Source organism: Polaribacter sp. (assembly GCF_965660385.1).
In the GTDB taxonomy this organism is placed as follows: domain Bacteria; phylum Bacteroidota; class Bacteroidia; order Flavobacteriales; family Flavobacteriaceae; genus Polaribacter.
Map to the genome: position 1 here is coordinate 1 of NZ_CBFHZT010000004.1, position 18,976 is coordinate 18,976.

The 18,976-nt window shown below is 31.8% G+C and carries 13 protein-coding genes and 3 tRNA genes; 3 read left to right on the forward strand and 13 right to left on the reverse strand.

The features are described 5' to 3' along the window. Window positions 1-52: 52 nt before the first annotated feature. From ACTG3V_RS02035 to ACTG3V_RS02050, 4 genes are all read right to left on the reverse strand, one after another. Window positions 53-126, reverse strand: a tRNA-Arg gene (locus ACTG3V_RS02035). Window positions 127-155: 29 nt separating this feature from the next. After that, a tRNA-Pro gene (locus tag ACTG3V_RS02040) sits at window positions 156-230 on the reverse strand. A gap of 42 nt (window positions 231-272) precedes the next feature. After that, window positions 273-355: transfer RNA gene (locus ACTG3V_RS02045), tRNA-Ser, on the reverse strand. 99 nt (window positions 356-454) lie between these two features. Then, the gene (locus ACTG3V_RS02050; RefSeq protein ID WP_439130459.1) at window positions 455-2,518 is read right to left on the reverse strand and encodes an HD family phosphohydrolase; all 2,064 of its coding nucleotides are present in this window, start codon (window positions 2,516-2,518) and stop codon (window positions 455-457) included. 127 nt (window positions 2,519-2,645) lie between these two features. On the opposite strand from ACTG3V_RS02050, the gene ACTG3V_RS02055 reads away from it, so the two are divergent. Together ACTG3V_RS02055 and ACTG3V_RS02060 are read left to right on the forward strand one after the other, a co-directional pair. Beyond that, the gene (locus ACTG3V_RS02055) at window positions 2,646-3,821 is read left to right on the forward strand and encodes an acetyl-CoA C-acyltransferase (protein ID WP_439130460.1); all 1,176 of its coding nucleotides are present in this window, start codon (window positions 2,646-2,648) and stop codon (window positions 3,819-3,821) included. Window positions 3,822-3,855: 34 nt separating this feature from the next. Then, window positions 3,856-4,626 carry a C40 family peptidase gene (locus tag ACTG3V_RS02060; RefSeq protein ID WP_439130461.1) on the forward strand — a complete coding sequence of 257 codons (771 nt, stop codon included), beginning with the start codon at window positions 3,856-3,858 and terminating at the stop codon, window positions 4,624-4,626. A 51-nt stretch (window positions 4,627-4,677) separates the two neighbouring features. Here ACTG3V_RS02060 and ACTG3V_RS02065 read toward each other — a convergent pair whose 3' ends face one another. Both ACTG3V_RS02065 and gyrA read right to left on the reverse strand, forming a co-directional pair. Then, entirely contained in the window at window positions 4,678-5,919 is a 1,242-nt protein-coding gene (locus tag ACTG3V_RS02065) for a tetratricopeptide repeat protein (protein WP_439130462.1), read from the reverse strand. A 27-nt stretch (window positions 5,920-5,946) separates the two neighbouring features. After that, entirely contained in the window at window positions 5,947-8,451 is a 2,505-nt protein-coding gene (gyrA, locus tag ACTG3V_RS02070) for a DNA gyrase subunit A (RefSeq protein WP_439130463.1), read from the reverse strand. A gap of 271 nt (window positions 8,452-8,722) precedes the next feature. On the opposite strand from gyrA, the gene ACTG3V_RS02075 reads away from it, so the two are divergent. Next, a complete protein-coding gene (locus tag ACTG3V_RS02075) occupies window positions 8,723-11,287 on the forward strand; it encodes an ATP-dependent Clp protease ATP-binding subunit (RefSeq protein ID WP_439130464.1) in 2,565 nt (854 codons plus the stop codon). A gap of 70 nt (window positions 11,288-11,357) precedes the next feature. On the opposite strand, the gene ACTG3V_RS02080 is transcribed toward ACTG3V_RS02075, so the two are convergent. From ACTG3V_RS02080 to hemB, 7 genes are all read right to left on the reverse strand, one after another. Then, a complete protein-coding gene (locus ACTG3V_RS02080; RefSeq protein WP_439130465.1) occupies window positions 11,358-12,707 on the reverse strand; it encodes a dihydrolipoamide acetyltransferase family protein in 1,350 nt (449 codons plus the stop codon). A gap of 387 nt (window positions 12,708-13,094) precedes the next feature. Beyond that, a complete protein-coding gene (hemF, locus tag ACTG3V_RS02085) occupies window positions 13,095-14,003 on the reverse strand; it encodes an oxygen-dependent coproporphyrinogen oxidase (protein WP_439130466.1) in 909 nt (302 codons plus the stop codon). After that, window positions 13,993-14,751, reverse strand: coding sequence for an EI24 domain-containing protein (locus ACTG3V_RS02090; RefSeq protein WP_439130467.1), 759 nt, complete (start codon window positions 14,749-14,751; stop codon window positions 13,993-13,995). Before ACTG3V_RS02090 ends, hemF begins: the two co-directional genes overlap by 11 nt. A 19-nt stretch (window positions 14,752-14,770) precedes the next feature. Then, complete coding sequence (locus ACTG3V_RS02095) at window positions 14,771-15,256, reverse strand: DUF6973 domain-containing protein (protein ID WP_439130468.1); 486 nt, start codon at window positions 15,254-15,256, stop codon at window positions 14,771-14,773. A gap of 232 nt (window positions 15,257-15,488) precedes the next feature. After that, window positions 15,489-16,520 (reverse strand): uroporphyrinogen decarboxylase, encoded by a 1,032-nt coding sequence (gene hemE, locus ACTG3V_RS02100; protein ID WP_439130469.1) that lies wholly within the window; start codon window positions 16,518-16,520, stop codon window positions 15,489-15,491. A gap of 71 nt (window positions 16,521-16,591) precedes the next feature. After that, window positions 16,592-17,881, reverse strand: coding sequence for a glutamate-1-semialdehyde 2,1-aminomutase (gene hemL, locus ACTG3V_RS02105; protein ID WP_439130470.1), 1,290 nt, complete (start codon window positions 17,879-17,881; stop codon window positions 16,592-16,594). Window positions 17,882-17,964: 83 nt separating this feature from the next. Beyond that, window positions 17,965-18,930: a porphobilinogen synthase gene (gene hemB / locus ACTG3V_RS02110; protein WP_439130471.1), complete on the reverse strand. Its 966-nt coding sequence runs from the start codon at window positions 18,928-18,930 to the stop codon at window positions 17,965-17,967. Between the last annotated feature and the right edge of the window lie 46 nt (window positions 18,931-18,976).

Sequence of the window (18,976 nt, forward strand, 5' to 3'; positions counted from 1 at the left end):
TTAAAGACATAATACAAAACAAAAAAGCTTCACATTTCTGTGAAGCTTTATGTGAGCCCTGAAGGATTCGAACCTTCGACCGCCTCCTTAGAAGGGAGGTGCTCTATCCAGCTGAGCTAAGAGCCCGTAGTTTTTATGTTTCTACGAAAACAAAGTCGGGGTGGCAGGATTCGAACCTGCGACCTCCTCGTCCCAAACGAGGCGCGATGACCGGGCTACGCTACACCCCGAAATAAAATGTAAATTTTAATTTACATTTTATTGCAATTTTGCGGAGAGACAGGGACTCGAACCCTGGCGACCAAAAAGGTCGACAGATTAGCAATCTGCTGCATTACCACTCTGCCACCTCTCCAATTTATCAATCTTTAAAAGCTTGATAGAAATTGCGAGTGCAAATGTAATATTAGAAATGCAATTTACCAAAGTTTTTTTTGCTTTTTATCAACTTTTTTTATTCGGGATATTCAATCCTTAAATGATAGATGTTCATCAACTTTTTCTTTATAATTTTTTTAATCACTTCTATTTCTCTAAAAGTTATATCTGAATTCAAAAACTGATTATCTGCCATTTGCTTGGCTAAAATTCTATCTATCAAATTATTAATAGATTGTGCTGTTGGGTTTTTTATACTTTTAGATGCGGCTTCTGCTGCATCACACATCATTAAAATTGCAGTTTCTTTAGAGAAAGGTATTGGCCCCTTATATTGAAATTTCTTGATATCAACCTTAGTATCAGGGTTTAATTCTTGTTCTTTATTATAAAAATAATAGGTAGAACTTGTTCCATGATGCGTTCTTATAAAATCTATGATTCGATCAGGTAAATTATATTTTTTGGCTAACTCAACTCCTTTTATAACATGATTGGTAATAATGGTAGAACTATCTATTGGCGATAAATCGTTATGCGGATTCACCCCTGTTGATTGATTTTCGGTAAAATACATTGGGTTTAACATTTTACCAATATCATGATACAATGCACCTGTTCTAACCAACATTGAATTTGCACCAATTTCATTTGCTGCTGCTTCAGCTAAATTTGCAACTTGCATTGAATGTTGAAATGTACCTGGAGCTTTTTCATTTAGCTCTCTTAACAGTTTAGAATTTGTATTTGATAATTCTAAGAGTGTAACATCAGAAACTAGCCCAAAAACTTTTTCATAAATATAAATGAGTATGATTGATAAAAATGATAACAAACCATTTGCAGCGAATAGCATAAAATAATTTAAATTTATTTGTGATGCATTACCCTCTTTAATAATAGAAAAGGCAAAATACGTTAGCATATAAATTAACGTTATCTGTGCTACTGAAATAAATAAATTGGCTCTCTTATATAACTCTGATACGGTTAAAATTGTTACAATTCCTGCAATGATATGAAGGTAAATAAACTCAAAACTATCTGGCACAATATATCCTAGAAGTAAAACTGTTAAAACATGTGTAAACAACCCTAATCGAGCATCAAAAAATGCCTTTATGATGATGGGTAAAATACTTAATGGTACTACATACAAATAATCAGAATTGTATTTAATTACCAAAGTTTGAATGAAAATAATAGCAAAAACATTAAAAAAGATAAAGGTTACTTTATTGTTATTGTCAAAAATCTCAGTTCTATATTTAGAGAGAAATAATAACAACATTAAAAGTGCTAAGGATACTAAAATGGTGTAACCAAAAATAATCCAATTATAATTAGAATCTGTCCAAACCTTAGATTCCGATTCACTTTTTAGTGAATTTAAAATGGCTAACTTTTTTCCTTCAACAATATCACCTTTAAATATGATAAGCTCCCCTTCTGAAACTTTTCCTTTTGTATATGAAATATTATTGATTTCGTTTTCAATTACTTTATCTGTCAATGATTTATCAAACGAAACATTAGGTTTAATAATTCCTGCAAGAATATCTAATAAAATTTCTTGTCCGTAAGAATAGGGTTCATCACCCAAATTATTTCTAATTATTTGTAAAACATCTTTTGATTTATATAAACTTTTAAATAGAATATCTTGTACCTCATTTTCCTTTTTTAATGCAATAATTTCATTATTTTTAGAAACACGGTTTTCACTAATTCCTTCTAAAAAACCAATTTTATAAACCTTTTGTATAATATTATTTCCTACATTTTGTAGCTGTTCTAAATCATTAACAGATAAAGAATCATTTGTATTTAGCTGATTAAGTTTTGTTTTGAAAACAGTTTTTACTTGACTAACAATTTCTGTATCATACAAAAAATATAATTTTGCGTTTTTCCTTATGCTTTGTTTTTCTTTTGTTATTTCTTCTTCGGTTTTTTGAATAGCAAAATCAAAAGTTGCATAAAGGTTATCGTATTTCCACAGCTGACCATTACTAAAATCATATTTAAATTGACCACCTTTTGGAAACAAATACACAATAGCTATTGTTGTGATTAAAAATAAAATCACTTTATAAATTATGGTATTATGTCTATAAATTTTATTTACAAATTCACTCATCTCAACTTTTGTTAGTTTAACAAACTTACAGTAAAAATACGAAGGCTAAAAATTACAATTTCTTTTTGATTTAAAATGATTAATTTAGCGTTAGAAAAAGCACATCAATTAAAATCTTATATAATTTATGAAAGATGTAGTAATAGTATCTGTTGCAAGAACACCAATAGGAAGTTTTATGGGGAGTTTATCTACCATTTCTGCACCTAAATTGGGAGCTATAGCTATAAAAGGCGCTCTTGAAAAAATAAAATTAGAGCCAAACTTAGTTGAAGAAGTTTTTATGGGAAATGTTGTTTCTGCTGGGTTAGGACAAGCTCCTGCTAGGCAAGCTGCAATTTATGCTGGTATTCCAGACACGGTTCCATGTACTACAATAAATAAAGTTTGTGCATCTGGTATGAAATCGATAATGTTAGCGGCTCAAACCATTGCTTTAGGTGATGCTAATATTGTTGTTGCTGGTGGTATGGAAAACATGAGCTCCATTCCTCATTATCAACATGCAAGAACTGGCTCTAAATTTGGACCGATTACTATGGAAGATGGTATGCAGAAAGATGGTTTAGTTGATGCTTATGGAAAAGTAGCTATGGGGGTTTGTGCTGACGAATGTGCGGCTAAATATGAATTTTCTAGAGAAGATCAAGATACATTTGCAATACAATCATACCAACGCTCTGCTAAAGCTTGGAGCGAAGGTAAATTTGATGATGAAATTATACCTGTTTCTATTCCTCAAAGACGTGGAAAACCTATTATATTTTCTGAGGATGAGGAATATAAGAATGTTAAAATGGACAAAATACCTGCATTAAGACCTGCTTTTACAAAAGAAGGAACAGTAACTGCTGCAAACGCATCAACTATAAATGATGGTGGAGCTGCTCTAGTTTTAATGTCTGCTGAAAAAGCAAAGGAATTAAACGTAACACCAATAGCAAAAATTAGAAGCTATGCTGATGCTGCTCATGAGCCTAAATGGTTTACAACTGCACCTGCAAAAGCGCTACCAAAAGCTTTAGATAAAGCCAATATTACTATCGATGATGTTGATTATTTTGAGTTAAACGAAGCATTTTCAATTGTTGGTTTGGCTAATATGAAAATATTAAATATTAGTGATGATAAAGTAAACGTAAATGGTGGTGCAGTTTCGCTTGGTCATCCATTGGGTGTATCTGGTGCAAGAATTGTAATTGCTTTAACATCTATCTTAAAACAAAATGATGCCAAAATCGGTGCTGCAGCAATTTGTAATGGTGGTGGTGGTGCTAGTGCAATTATTATCGAAAAACTATAAACACCTTTTTTTCAATATAAAACTTGTAAACTAAATGACTTATGGCATTTGTAATTTAAGTATCGTTGCTTTAAGAGGAGAGCCGTCAGACAAATCAGAAATGATTAGTCAGGTGTTATTGGGAGAAACGTTTACAATTCTTGAAAAAGATAAGTATTGGAGTAAAATTAAATTATCTTTTGATAATTACGAAGGTTTTATTGATAACAAACAGTTTGAATTTATTTCTGATGAGACCTATCATAAAATAACAAAAGCTGATGAAATTTACACTGCTCAACTTATTGATTTTATTACAGATTCCGATAAAAAACTCTCTACAATTCCAATCGGGTCAAGGCTGCCTTTATTAAAAGGTGAAGATTTCTTTTTAAATGATAAAAAATTTCGATTTGAGGGAGACACTTTTTCAGGAAATTTACCAAAAACTGAAATTATACAAAAAGCTTTTATTTTTTTAAATACCCCTTTTTTATGGGGTGGTAAAACACCTTTTGGTATTGATTGTTCTGGTTTTACACAAATGGTTTACAAACTCTGTGGTTATAAGTTATATAGAAATGCTCGTGAACAAGCAAAACAAGGAGAAGTGTTAAGTTTTATAGAAGAAAGTGAACCTGGTGATTTAGCTTTTTTTGACAATGAAGAAGGTGAAATAATACATGTTGGTATTGTTTTAAAAGACTATAATATTATTCATGCCCATGGTAAAGTGCGAATTGACACTTTAGATCATAGTGGTATTTTTAACGCTGATTTACAAAAACACACTCATAAACTGAGAGTGATTAAAAAGATTATATAAAAAAAAACCGAAACTCAAAAAGTTTCGGTTTTTTTTACAAACAGAGGTATATTACTGACCTCTCATTTCTTTATAAACAGGTCTCAATACATCTGCTTTTTCAGTCATTAACAAAACATCGTATATGTTTAGTAAAGATTTTACGGTTTCTTCAGATCTACTTAATTCATCTGCTTTTTCTAAATATGGTAAAGCCTTTTTGTATAATGCTTTTTGTTTTTTCTCTAATTCGTCGTATTTCTTAAAATTAGATAAATTTTTATTCATTTCTTCTACTATGGCTTGTTCTCCAGACAAAATAGCTACAGCTAAATTCATGTAAGCATCTGCATAATCTGGCTTTATCTCAATTGCCTTCTTGTAATAGGTAATTGCTTGTTCTGTCTTTTTTTCATTTTGATTTACAACACCAAGATTAAAAAATAGTGTTGGGTTATTTGGATCTAACTCTATTGCCTCTTCCATTAAAGCACCAAATTTATCCATCTGCTCTAATTTAATGTATAATTGCGCTTCGTTTAATAATAGGTTTAAATCTTTTGGGTTAGACTTTCTAGCTTCTTTAATTGCCACTATAGCTTCATCTGTTTTCCCTTGATTTATAAGTATATACCCGATACTTTTAACAATATCTGCTTGTTTAGATTCTGAATATTTATCAACTGGATTAGTATGAGAGTTTGATTTAACAGAAACATCTCTTAAGTTTTTATTAGGAAACAATTCTTCTTCACCAGTAGCTTTATTTGTTGCCAAATATTGAGCAGTTTTTCCTGTATAGCCTATTTCTCTTAATTTATTATAATATTTTAATGAAGTATCTAATTCTTTAGCTAAGGAAGCACTAACTGCAGCATTATATAAAAAAGTAGTATCTTTTGGACTTAACTTGTAAGTTAAATAAAAGTTTTTAGCAGCCACTTTATAATTTTTATCATCATTATAAGCATTAATAGCTTTATCAGCAACAAACTGAATTAAGATATCTAATTTAGGTTGTGCATCTTTAGTATATTTTTGCTTACCTATTTCATTTTCATAATCAAACAATTTATTATAAGCAGCAACAGCCTTTTCCACATCAGATTTTCCATAAGCAGAACCTTTTAAGAAGTAGTACTTGGCTTTATATTTATCTTCCACAGCACTTTCATCTATTGAAGCAATAGTTTGTTTAGCTGTTTTAAAATCTTCTTTTTTCAAAGCTTTTTCTACAGCTTTAAGTTCACTTTTTTGCCCAAACATTCCAATTGACATCAATCCTAATGAAAGTGCTAATATTTGATTTTTCATTTTACTCTGTTTTTATTGTATTTATTGTTATTCTTGGTTTTCGTTTGTATTATTTTCAATTTCCGTGCCATTTTCTGACTCTGCTTCAGAATCATCTTCATTTACTACTTTGGCAACAGCAGCAATACTGTCATCATCTTTAATGTTTATTAGTCGTACACCTTGTGTTGCACGCCCCATAACTCTTAAATCTTCAACTGCCATTCTAATAATAATTCCAGATTTGTTGATAATCATTAAATCGTTAGAATCGTCAACATTTTTAATGGCAACAAGGTTACCTGTTTTGTCAGAAATATTTAAAGTTTTTACTCCTTTACCTCCTCTATTGGTTACTCTATAATCTTCTAAGCTTGATCTTTTTCCATATCCTCTTTCAGATACAACAAGAATATTACTTTCCATATCATTTACAGCAACCATACCTATAACTTCATCATTTTCGTGCTGTAGTGTAATTCCTCTAACACCAGAGGCTGTTCTACCCATTGGTCTTGTTTTTGCTTCTTCAAAACGAATTGCTTTACCTGATTTTAGTGCCAACATTACCTGACTATCTCCAGTGGTTAATTTAGCTTCTAACAACTCATCACCATCTTTAATAGTAATTGCATTGATACCATTGGTTCTTGGACGTGAATATTGCTCTAAAGAAGTCTTTTTAACCTGACCTTTTTTGGTGGCCATAATTACATAATGGCTATTGATATAGTCTTCGTCTTTTAAATCTTGAGTTACTAAGAATGCTTTAACTTTATCATCTTGTTCTATATTGATTAAGTTTTGCATTGCTCTACCTTTGGTGTTTTTTCCACCTTCAGGAATTTCGTAAACACGCATCCAAAATACTTTTCCTTTTTGAGTAAAGAATAACATATATTGGTGGTTTGTACCCACAAATAAGTGCTCTAAGAAATCCTCATTTCTTGTAGTTGCTCCTTTTTGACCTCTTCCTCCTCTATTCTGCACCTTGTATTCATCAAGATTAGTACGTTTTAAGTAACCTGCGTTAGAGATAGTAACCACTACTTTTGTATCAGGAATCATATCCTCAATACGCATATCACCTCCAGCATACTCTATGGTTGATTTTCGCTCATCACCATATTTACTTTTGATGTGCAACAATTCATCTTTTATGATTTGATAACGTCTAGGCTCATTTGCTAAAATATCTTTTAAATCTGTAATTGTTAACATTATTTCTTCGTACTCAGCACGTAACTTGTCTTGTTCTAGACCTGTTAACTGACGTAATCGCATTTCTACAATAGCCTTTGCTTGTATTTCTGTAAGTTCAAAACGTTCTATTAAACTAGTTCTTGCTTCATCTGCATTAGAGGATGCTCTTATTATTTTAATTACTTCGTCAATATTATCAGAAGCTATTATTAAACCTTCTAAAATATGTGCTCTTGCTTCAGCTTTTTTTAATTCAAATTCAGTTCTTCTAACTACAACTTCGTGTCTGTGTTCAACAAAATAATGAATTAATTGTTTTAAATTTAATTGTTCTGGTCTTCCTTTAACAAGTGCAATATTATTTACACTAAAAGAAGTTTGTAATTGCGTGTATTTGAACAACTTATTTAAAACGATATTTGGAATGGCATCTCGTTTTAAAATATATACAATTCGCATTCCATTTCTATCAGACTCATCTCTAATATTAGCAATACCTTCAATTTTCTTTTCATTAACCAAGTCAGCAGTTTTCTTAATCATATCTGCCTTATTCACTTGGTATGGTATTTCTGTTACCACAATACACTCACGCCCCTTAACCTCTTCAACATTGGCTTTTGCACGCATTACAATTCGTCCACGACCTGTATGAAAGGCTTCTCTTACACCATCATAACCATAAATAATACCTCCTGTTGGAAAATCAGGTGCAGTTATATGTTGCATTAATTCATCGATTTCGATATCTCTATTATCAATATAGGCAACAGTACCATTAATAACTTCTGTTAAATTATGAGGCGCCATATTTGTAGCCATACCAACAGCAATACCAGAGGCACCATTTACTAATAAATTCGGAATACGGGTTGGTAGAACAGTAGGTTCTTGCAACGTATCGTCAAAATTTAGGGTATGATCTACAGTTTCTTTTTCAATATCAGCTAGCATTTCTTCTGATATTTTTTGCATTCTTACCTCAGTATAACGCATTGCAGCAGGAGAATCTCCATCTACTGAGCCGAAGTTACCTTGACCATCAACCATCATATAACGCACACTCCAATCTTGTGCCATTCTTACCATAGAATCATAAACAGAAGTATCTCCATGAGGATGATATTTACCCAATACTTCACCAACAATTCTTGCTGATTTTTTATAAGCACCTGTTGCTTTAATTCCTAACTCATGCATACCATACAAAACCCTTCTATGCACTGGTTTTAAACCATCTCTTACATCTGGTAATGCTCTTGAAACTATTACTGACATTGAGTAATCAATGTATGCAGCTTTCATCTGCTCTTCAATATTAATCGGAATTAATTTTTCTCCGTCTGCCATATATAATTCTTATTAGTATTTATGCTAAAATTTAAAACATGGCAAGATACGATTTCTCATAGTATTTGCAAAGAATTTAGACTCTTCAAAACAGCAGAGTTATCAACATTTTTTAATAATTTTTAACAGTATATTATTTGCTTGATTTCCAATAGTTTTCTACATTGTACTTCGAGTCAAACTGTCAGTTTTTTACAATGGCATCTTTTTTGTAATTATTTTGATAAAAAAGGACTAAATTTACATCACATCAAATTAGAAAGAAAGAAATATGGACGATAATTTTTCACCAAAAGTTAGAGATGTAATCACATTCAGTAAAGAAGAAGCCCTAAGGTTAGGGCACGAATTTATTGGAACTGAGCATCTTTTACTTGGTTTGATTAGAAAAGGCGAAGGAAAAGCAATAGAAATATTAACAGCATTTGATGTTGACTTTACCCTATTACGAAAAAAGCTGGAGCAATTAAATCCGTCAAACCCAACATTTACAGAACTTACAGATAAACCAAGTTTACGATTAACAAGGCAGGCAGAGAAAGCTTTAAAAACAACATTTTTAGAAGCTAAACTGTATCAAAGTGATGCTATAGACACAGCGCATTTATTACTTTGTGTATTACGAAATGAGAATGATCCAACTACTAAGTTGATTCAGAAATATCATGTAAATTATGATGAAGCTAAAGCATTGTACAAACAATTACATGTAGATGATGTTGATGCTGATTTGCCTTCAAACCCAATAGCTGAAACACCTTCTGATGACGAATATGCTTCAGATAAAACCAATCCTTTTGAACAAAAACAACAAGGAAAAACCAATAAAAAATCTAAAACACCTGTTTTAGATAATTTTGGTAGAGACTTGACTGATTTGGCTGAAAAAGGAAGGTTGGATCCTGTAGTTGGGCGTCAAAAAGAAATTGAGCGTGTTTCACAAATTTTAAGCCGTAGAAAAAAGAACAACCCAATGTTAATTGGTGAACCAGGAGTTGGTAAATCTGCCATTGCTGAAGGTTTGGCATTGCGAATTGTAGACAGAAAAGTGTCGCGAATTTTATTTGATAAACGCATTGTTTCTTTAGATTTAGCAAGCCTAGTAGCAGGTACAAAATACAGAGGCCAGTTTGAAGAGCGCATGAAAGCTTTAATGAATGAGTTAGAAAAGAACGATGACATCATTTTATTTATTGATGAAATTCATACTATAGTTGGTGCTGGTGGTGCTACAGGTTCTTTAGACGCTTCTAACATGTTAAAACCTGCTTTAGCAAGAGGTGAAATTCAATGTATTGGTGCTACCACTTTAGATGAATTTAGAACAAACATTGAAAAAGATGGTGCTTTAGAACGCCGTTTTCAAAAAGTAATTGTAGACCCTACAACTGTTGAAGAAACCATACAAATTTTAAACAACATTAAAGGCAAATACGAAGAACATCATAATGTTGATTTTACAGATGATGCTATTGAAGCATGTGTAAAATTAACAAATAGATACATGACAGACAGGTATTTACCAGACAAAGCTATTGATGCTTTAGATGAAGCTGGTTCTCGAATTCACATTACCAATATTGTTGTTCCAAAACAAGTTTTAGAATTAGAAGCTCAGCTAGAAATTATTAAAGAGCAAAAAACCAAAGCTGTAAATGGACAAAAATATGAAGAAGCTGCAAAGTTAAGAGACGATGAAAAAAATATGGAAGCTGCTTTAAATTCTGCCCAAAAACAGTGGGAAGATGACTCTAAATTAAATAGAGAAATTGTAACAGAAGATAATGTTGCTGAAGTAGTTTCTATGATGACAGGTATCCCTGTAAATAGAGTTGCAGAAGCTGAAAGTCATCGTTTGCATGAATTACCAGCCATGATTAAAGGTAAGGTAATTGGGCAAGATGAAGCTGTTACAAAAGTTGTGAAAGCCATACAAAGAAATAGAGTTGGTTTAAAAGACCCAAACAAACCTATTGGATCTTTTATTTTTTTAGGACAAACTGGTGTTGGTAAAACTCAATTGGCTAAAATTTTAGCTCGTGAATTATTTGATTCTGATGATTCTTTAATTAGAATTGACATGAGTGAATATATGGAAAAGTTCGCGATTTCTCGTTTAATAGGTGCCCCTCCAGGTTACGTTGGTTACGAAGAAGGTGGTCAATTAACTGAAAAAGTACGCAGAAAACCATACGCTGTTATTTTATTAGATGAAATTGAAAAAGCGCACCCTGATGTTTTTAATATGTTGTTGCAAATTTTAGATGATGGACATATTACTGATAGTTTAGGTAGAAAGATTGATTTTAGAAACACAATTATTATCATGACCTCTAACATAGGTGCTCGTCAATTAAAAGACTTCGGTGGTGGAGTTGGTTTTGGAACATCTTCTAGAAAAGAACAGGCAGATGCACATGCAAAATCTGTAATTGAAGGTGCCTTAAAGAAATCTTTTGCGCCTGAATTTTTAAATAGAATTGATGATGTGATTGTTTTTAACGCCTTAGAAAGAGAAGATATTCACTCAATCATTGATATTGAATTGGATAAATTACTCCACAGAATTTCTGATTTAGGTTACACTTTAAATTTAAGTGATAAAGCTAAAGATTATATTGCTGACAAAGGTTTTGATAAAAAATATGGTGCAAGACCATTAAAGAGAGCTATTCAAAAGTATATTGAAGACGCCTTAGCCGAAGAAATTGTAAATTCTAAACTAACTGAAGGCGATACCATTAAAATGGACTTTGATGACGTTAAAGATGAATTGACTATCAATATAGAAAAAGGTGAAAAAAAACCTGAAACTAGAACAGAAAGTAATTCATAAATTTTTATATATTTCATAAAAAAAGAGCTTGTATTTTCAAGCTCTTTTTTTTTTACGATATTTTTAGATTTTAGAAATCTTGATTCACATCCCAAGCCTCTAAAATTTCTTTTAAAGTTTTAATAAACATTCCACCTAAAGCACCATTTACAACTCTATGATCGTAAGAATGTGAGACAAACATTTTTTGTCTAATGCCTATAAAATCACCTTCAGGAGTTTCTATAACCGCTGGCACCTTTCTAATTGCACCTAAGGCCAAGATAGCAACTTGAGGTTGATTGATTATTGGTGTACCCATAACAGAACCAAAACTACCAACATTAGTTACAGTGTACGTTCCGTCTTGTATTTCATCTGGTTTCAATCCGTTATTTCTTGCTCTATTTGCCAAATCATTCACAGCCTTTGTCATACCAACTAAATTCAATTGATCAGCATTTTTAATCACTGGTACAATTAAATTACCATCTGGCAAAGCAGCAGCCATTCCTAAATTGATGTTTTTCTTTTTAATAATATTATCGCCATCCAAAGCAATATTTATAAGTGGATATTTTTTAATGGTAGATGCAACAGCTTGCATTAAAATTGGGGTAAAAGTCAACTTTTCTCCTTCTCTTTTCAAGAAAGCGTCCTTTACTCTATTTCTCCATTTTACAATGTTGGTAACATCAATTTCTATAAAAGATTGCACATGAGCAGAGGTTTGTACTGAAGCAACCATATGCTTGGCTATCAGTTTACCCATTCTACTCATTTCTATAATTTCATCCCCACCATTTACAGAAAGAGGAGCTGCTTTTGCAACTGGTTTTTCTATTTGAGTTGATTTTACTGGTTGCGATTTCTCAACTGGATTTGAAATTTCATTAGCATCAGTATTTTTAGTATTTCCTCTATTTTCTATAAATGATAAAATATCATTTTTAGTTACTCTTCCCTCTTTTCCTGTGCCTGATATACCTTCTAACTCTTCCATAGAAACACCTTCAGTTTGCGCAATGTTTCTTACTAATGGTGAATAAAATTTACCCGAATCTGAAGTTTTTGCGATTGGTGTTGCTGTAATTTCAACAGCTTTTTCTTCTTGTTCTTGAAGAGATTTCTCAACTGTACTCGAAATGACAGTGTCATTAGAAGTGACATTTTGTGTATTTTCTGAATTCGAATCTTCTCCTTCAGTATCAATAATGGCAATAGTTTCTCCAACACCAACAACAGTATCTTTTTCAAATAAAATTTCAACTAAAGTGCCTTCTACCTCACTTGGTACCTCAGAATCAACCTTATCTGTAGCAATTTCTACAACAGCCTCATCCAATTCGATAGAATCTCCTACTTCTTTTAACCAAGAAGTAATAGTTGCTTCTGCAACACTTTCCCCCATTTTAGGTAACTTTAATTCAAATCTTGCCATTTCTATACTTTATATTTTGCAAAAGTACAAAAAAGCGTTGATTTTTTCTTAAAAAATAGCTAAAATCTAAAAATAAAGCTTTTAAAAAAATTGTAATATCCTTAAAATATAAGGCTGTTTTAAAATTAATTTAAAATATAATTCAATAATAATATTAAATACTTAAATATTCAATAATATTCATCTTATCATCTGCCATTTTAGATATCTATAAACCTGAATAAATTTTATATATGTTTCTCTTTTTCTGGTGGTAATTGAAAGGTCTCTCATTAATCAAAGAATTAGTACCTTTAGCAATAGAATTATGATTTAAAGTATAATTTATTTTGGCATTTCAAAAAAAGATATTCAATATTTTGATTTTTAAAAATTAGAGGTGATAACTTAACACAAAATCCAGTTTTTAGGAGTTTCTAAAATCTCTAACAATCTAGCCTCATCAGAGTTTTCTTCTGGTTTATGATTGTATTTCCATTGCACAACTGGTGGTAAACTCATTAAAACACTCTCTATTCTACCATTTGTTTTTAAACCAAAAAGTGTTCCTCTATCGTGTACTAAATTGAATTCTACATACCTTCCTCTTCTTATTTCTTGCCAATCTTTGTGTTCTTTTGTATAAGAAATTGCTTTTCTCTTTTCTACAATGGGTACATAACTTTCTAAAAAGCTATTGCCAACTTGAGTTACAAAATTGTATCTGTTTTCAATTGAAAACTCATCCGTTTCTTTTAAATAATCGAAAAATAAACCTCCAATTCCACGTGCTTCGTTTCTGTGTGCATTCCAAAAATACTCATCACAGGTTTTTTTAAACTTTGGATAAAACTCAGGGTGATGTTTGTCGCAAGCGGATTTACAAACTCTATGAAAATGAGTTGCATCTTCATCAAATAAATAATAAGGTGTTAAATCTTGACCTCCACCAAACCATTGTGTTACAATATTCCCATCAGAATCATACATTTCAAAATAACGCCAATTGGCATGAACTGTGGGTACAAAAGGATTTTTTGGATGCAATACCAAACTTAAACCACAAGCAAAAAAGTTACCTTCCTTTACATTAAATTGCTTTCTGAGGGCTTCAGGTAACTCTCCAAACACTTTAGAAATATTCACGCCTCCTTTTTCAAAAACAGCACCGTTTTCAATAACACGAGTTCTTCCTCCTCCACCTTCTTTTCTTTGCCAAATATCTTGTTTAAATTTAGCCAAACCATCAACAGCTTCTAATTTAGAGGTAATGGTATCTTGGAGATTTTCTATGTAGTTGTAGAACTTATTTTTCATAAACGATTTCGTGTTTATTGTGTAATAGTTTAAGTGTTTTTCGAGATGAAGCAGTTACTGAAAGTGGTAAAACAACAATAATTCCTACAATTGGAATAAATAAAAACAACATAAATACAATACCATTTCCTATGGCAAAACCTTTGTTTTTACTTACAAAATCAACACTTTCTTTATAACTTAAATGACGCTCTAAAGTATAATCCATGTTACCAAAACCTGCATAGTAAGCCTGCACTACAAACAATAAAATAGTAGAAAAAATATTTACAATCGGAATGAATTTTAATAATAAAATAGGAATTGTAATTAACAATTCTTTACCTAAGTTTCTTAGGTTTATTCTAATTCCACGAATCAGTTGCTCTGAATTCGTTGTTTTACGATGTAAATGTTTTAAATCTCCATAATAATATTTTTCAATTTTTTCTGAAACTGGACTCATAAATGGCGCAGACAAAGCCATTATAATATGCTTGTATAAAATTAACCCAATTACAAGCACTACAATGCCACCTACAAAATTACTGATTGATGCAAAGGTTTCTTTTCCCCAATCCCAAACCCAAATTTTGGCAATAAAACCACCAACATTATCAGATAAAACATAGGCTTCTATACCTATAAAAATGGCTGTTAATACACTTATTAAAATTGGGATAATAAAGTATCTCCATAGTTTTAGTTTTGAAATAAGCTCAAATGCACCAGCATACTCTTTGATTCCTAAAATGATATTTTTTAACATAGCAGTAAGTTTAATGGATTTAGTCTTTCAAAAATACCAAATTATCGATTTTTTCTAATGTAGATTTTAAATTAATTTTTTTAGCATTTTCTAATTTTAGACAAAGGGCATCAACAATCTCACTTTTAGATTTGTCTTTTAATTTTAGAAAATATTTTCTACCAATTTTATTATTGTGCAAATCCATTAATTTCGCCATTTCTTCATTCGGAGAAAACTCTTCGTGCCAATCTGTAATTTGTTTTGTCCAACGCAAAACTTTATCTAAATCATCACTAAATTTCGCACATTCTTTTGCTATAAAGATATTCCATATTGCATGACGAAAAGCATTGGCTTTGTTATGTAAACCATGAATATTTGGAAACTCTTTTTGAGCAACTCGCAAAGTAATAATTGTAGCTTTAACTGTAGCCAACATAAAAAAAGGATGTTTAAAAAACCAAACAAACAGAGCACATATTTGTTTATAGTTCAGGTTTTTAATGATTTCCCTTTTATACATTTTTGATTTTTTTTAATTTCTTATATTGATAAGTATTGCCTTAATTATAATTCTTTTAATTGGCAAAAAAGTGCGTTAGCGATTGAAATGGCATCCCCTGAACTTGTTTCAGGGATATAATGGAAAGCGCGACTTTAACCTGAAGGAATTCAGGGTAAAGTAACGCCCAAAATACAATTGTTATGTTAATACCTAAATGTTTATAGAATGCTAACAGGATTTTTTTTGAATATTAAGATGGACTTTTATACTCTTTTACAGCATCCACAAATGCTTTGGCATTATCTAATGGAATGTTTGGTAAAATTCCGTGACCTAAATTTACAATATACCTATCTTTCCCAAATTCATTAATCATTTGATGCACCATTCTTTTAATTTCCGATGGTGGAGACAATAATCTTGATGGATCAAAATTACCTTGTAAGGTAATTCTTCCCCCTGATAAATAACGTGCATTTCTTGCAGAACAAGTCCAATCTACACCCAATGCAGAAGCACCTGATTTAGACATTTCATTCAATGCAAACCAACAACCTTTTCCGAATGCAATTACTGGTGTTTCGTCTTTTAAGGCATTGATAATTTGTTGTATGTATTGCCAAGAAAATTCTTGATAATCTACTGGAGATAACATGCCTCCCCAAGAATCGAAAACCTGAACAGCATTTACACCTGCTTTTACTTTTGCTTTTAAATATGCGATAGTAGTGTCTGTAATTTTTTGTAATAAAGAATGTGTAACCACAGGATTTGTAAAACACAATTCTTTGGCTTTATCGAAATTTTTTGAGCCTTGACCTTGTACACAGTAACATAAAATTGTCCAAGGTGAACCTGCAAAACCAATCAACGGAATTTCATCATTCAGCTTTTCTTTGGTTGCTTTTATAGCCTCCATTACATACCCTAAAGTATCTTGAATATCTGGAACAATTACAGAATCTAAATCTTTTTGAGTACGAATTGGATTTGGTAAATAGGGCCCAAAATTAGGTTTCATTTCCACTTCTATATTCATAGCTTGTGGAATTACCAAAATATCTGAAAACAAAATAGCAGCATCCATACCATATCTTCTGATAGGTTGTACAGTAATTTCTGATGCTAACTCTGGAGTTTGACAGCGTGTAAAGAAATCATATTTTTTCTTGATTTCCATAAATTCTGGCAAATATCTTCCTGCTTGACGCATCATCCAAACTGGTGGTCTGTCTACAGTTTCTCCTTTTAATGCTCTTAAAAATAAATCGTTTTTTATCATTCTGTTTTAGTTGAAAAGTTTGAAAGTAGCAAGTTTAAAAGTTACTTTCCAACTTTATTACTTTTAACTTTTTAACTATTTACCACTTTCTCCATTGCCTTATCAACAGCGTTTGCAAACACTTTAATATCTTTTTCTGAAATTGCTGAGTTTAAAAACCATGCTTCAAACTGACTTGGTGGTAAAAAGACTCCGTTTTTAATCATTTCCCAAAAGAAAACTGCAAACTTCTTTGTGTTTGAAGTTTGTGCTTCTTCAAAATTGGTAACTTTACTATTTGTAAAGAAAGGATTCATCATAGAACCAAAACGATTTACAGTTAAATCTACCTTGTATTTTTTAGCAGTTTCTAGTAAAATTACTTCTAAAATTGCACCAATTTCTTCAAACTTATCATAAGGATTTTGTCTTTTCAATTCAGTAAGCGTAGAGATTCCTCCAGCCATTGCAATTGGGTTTCCAGACAAAGTTCCTGCTTGGTACATGCCTCCTAAAGGCGCCACTTGTTCCATAATTTCATTTCTTGCTCCATAAGCTCCCACAGGAAAACCTCCTCCAATAACTTTACCTAAACAAGTAATATCTGCAGTAACTCCTAATACTTCTTGAGCTCCACCAAATTTTGAACGAAAACCAGTCATCACCTCATCTGCAATTAACAAAGCTCCTTTAGTTTGTAAATATTCTTTTAATTCTTTTAAGAAATCGTTTTGTGGAATTACAACGCCCATATTTCCTCCTACAGGTTCAATTATAACCCCAGCAATATCATCGTATTTATCAAAATGCGCTTTTACACTTTCTAAATTGTTGTATTCTGCAATTAAGGTATTTTTTACAGCACCTTCAGGAACACCTTTAGAACCAGGTAAACTTAAAGTAGCCAAACCAGAACCAGCAGCTACCAATAATGCATCTTGATGCCCATGATAACATCCAGAAAATTTGATGATTTTATCTTTCCCTGTAAATGCTCTTGCTAAACGAATTCCGCTTAAAACAGCTTCTGTACCAGAATTTACAAAACGTACTTTATCCATTTCTGGAAAAGCATCGCAAACAATTTTTGCCAATTTAATTTCAGCTTCAGTAGAAGCACCAAAAGAATATCCTTTTTTTAAGGCCTTTTTAGCTGCTTTTTCTACTTTTTTATGACGATGTCCTAAAATCATAGGTCCATAAGAACCTACTAGATCCACATATTCATTGCCATCAACATCTGTAATTTTACTTCCCTTTGCTTTTTTGATAAATAAAGGATTTCCACCTACTGAACTAAATGCTCTTACTGGAGAATTTACAGCTCCAACTAAGTGTTGCAATCCTTTATTGTATAATTTTTTTGATTTTTTGAATTTCATTTTTTTAGCTTTCAGTCATTGCGAACAAAGTGAAGCAATCTTTTTATGGAGAGATTACTTCGTCATTCTTCCTCGTAATGACGTTATTTTTTCAATAATATTTTGGCAGCCTCCTTAGCGAAATACGTAATAATAATATCTGCTCCTGCTCTTTTCATAGACAGTAAACTTTCCATCATTACTTTTTCGCCATCTATCCAACCTTTTTCTGCTGCTGCTTTTACCATGGCATATTCGCCACTTACATTGTAACACGCAATAGGTCTGTCAAAATTATTTTTTAAATCTCTGATGATATCCAAATACGATAAAGCAGGTTTTACCATTAAAATATCTGCGCCTTCTTGATCATCAAAAGTAGCTTCACGCATTCCTTCATCTCTGTTTGATGGATCCATTTGATAGGTTCTTCTGTCTCCAAAAGTGGGTGCAGAATCTGCAGCATCTCTAAAAGGTCCATAAAAAGCCGATGCATATTTTACAGAATACGCCATAATTGGCAAGTTTGAAAAACCTGTGTTGTCTAAAGATTGACGAATCATATCGATTGTTCCATCCATCATTCCTGATGGTGCCACCATATCTACGCCTGCTTTGGCATGAGAAATAACTTGTTTTGCAATATTGACTAAAGTTGCATCATTATCTACGTCATTATCGTGTATAATTCCACAATGTCCATGAGAAGTGTATTCGCAAAAACAAACATCTGTAATTACATATAAACTCGGATAATTTTTCTTGATAAAACGAATCGCTTGTTGCATAATTCCATTATCATTCCAAGTTTCTGTACCTTCATCATCTTTTTTTGATGGAATTCCGAATAATAAAACAGCAGGAATATGTAAAGAAACAACCTCATCTAATTCTTTAGAAATTCTATCCAAAGAAAAACGTTTGATACCTGGCATCGAAACAATTTCTGTTTCTATATTTTCTCCTTCTTCAATAAAAAGTGGATAGATAAAATCGTCTACAGAAAGTTTGGTTTCTCTAACCAATCTTCTAATTCCTTCTTGTTTTCTTAGTCTTCTTGTTCTAAACATAAGCCCCTGTTTCCCCAAAGGGGAACACACTCTTAAAAGTTGTGTG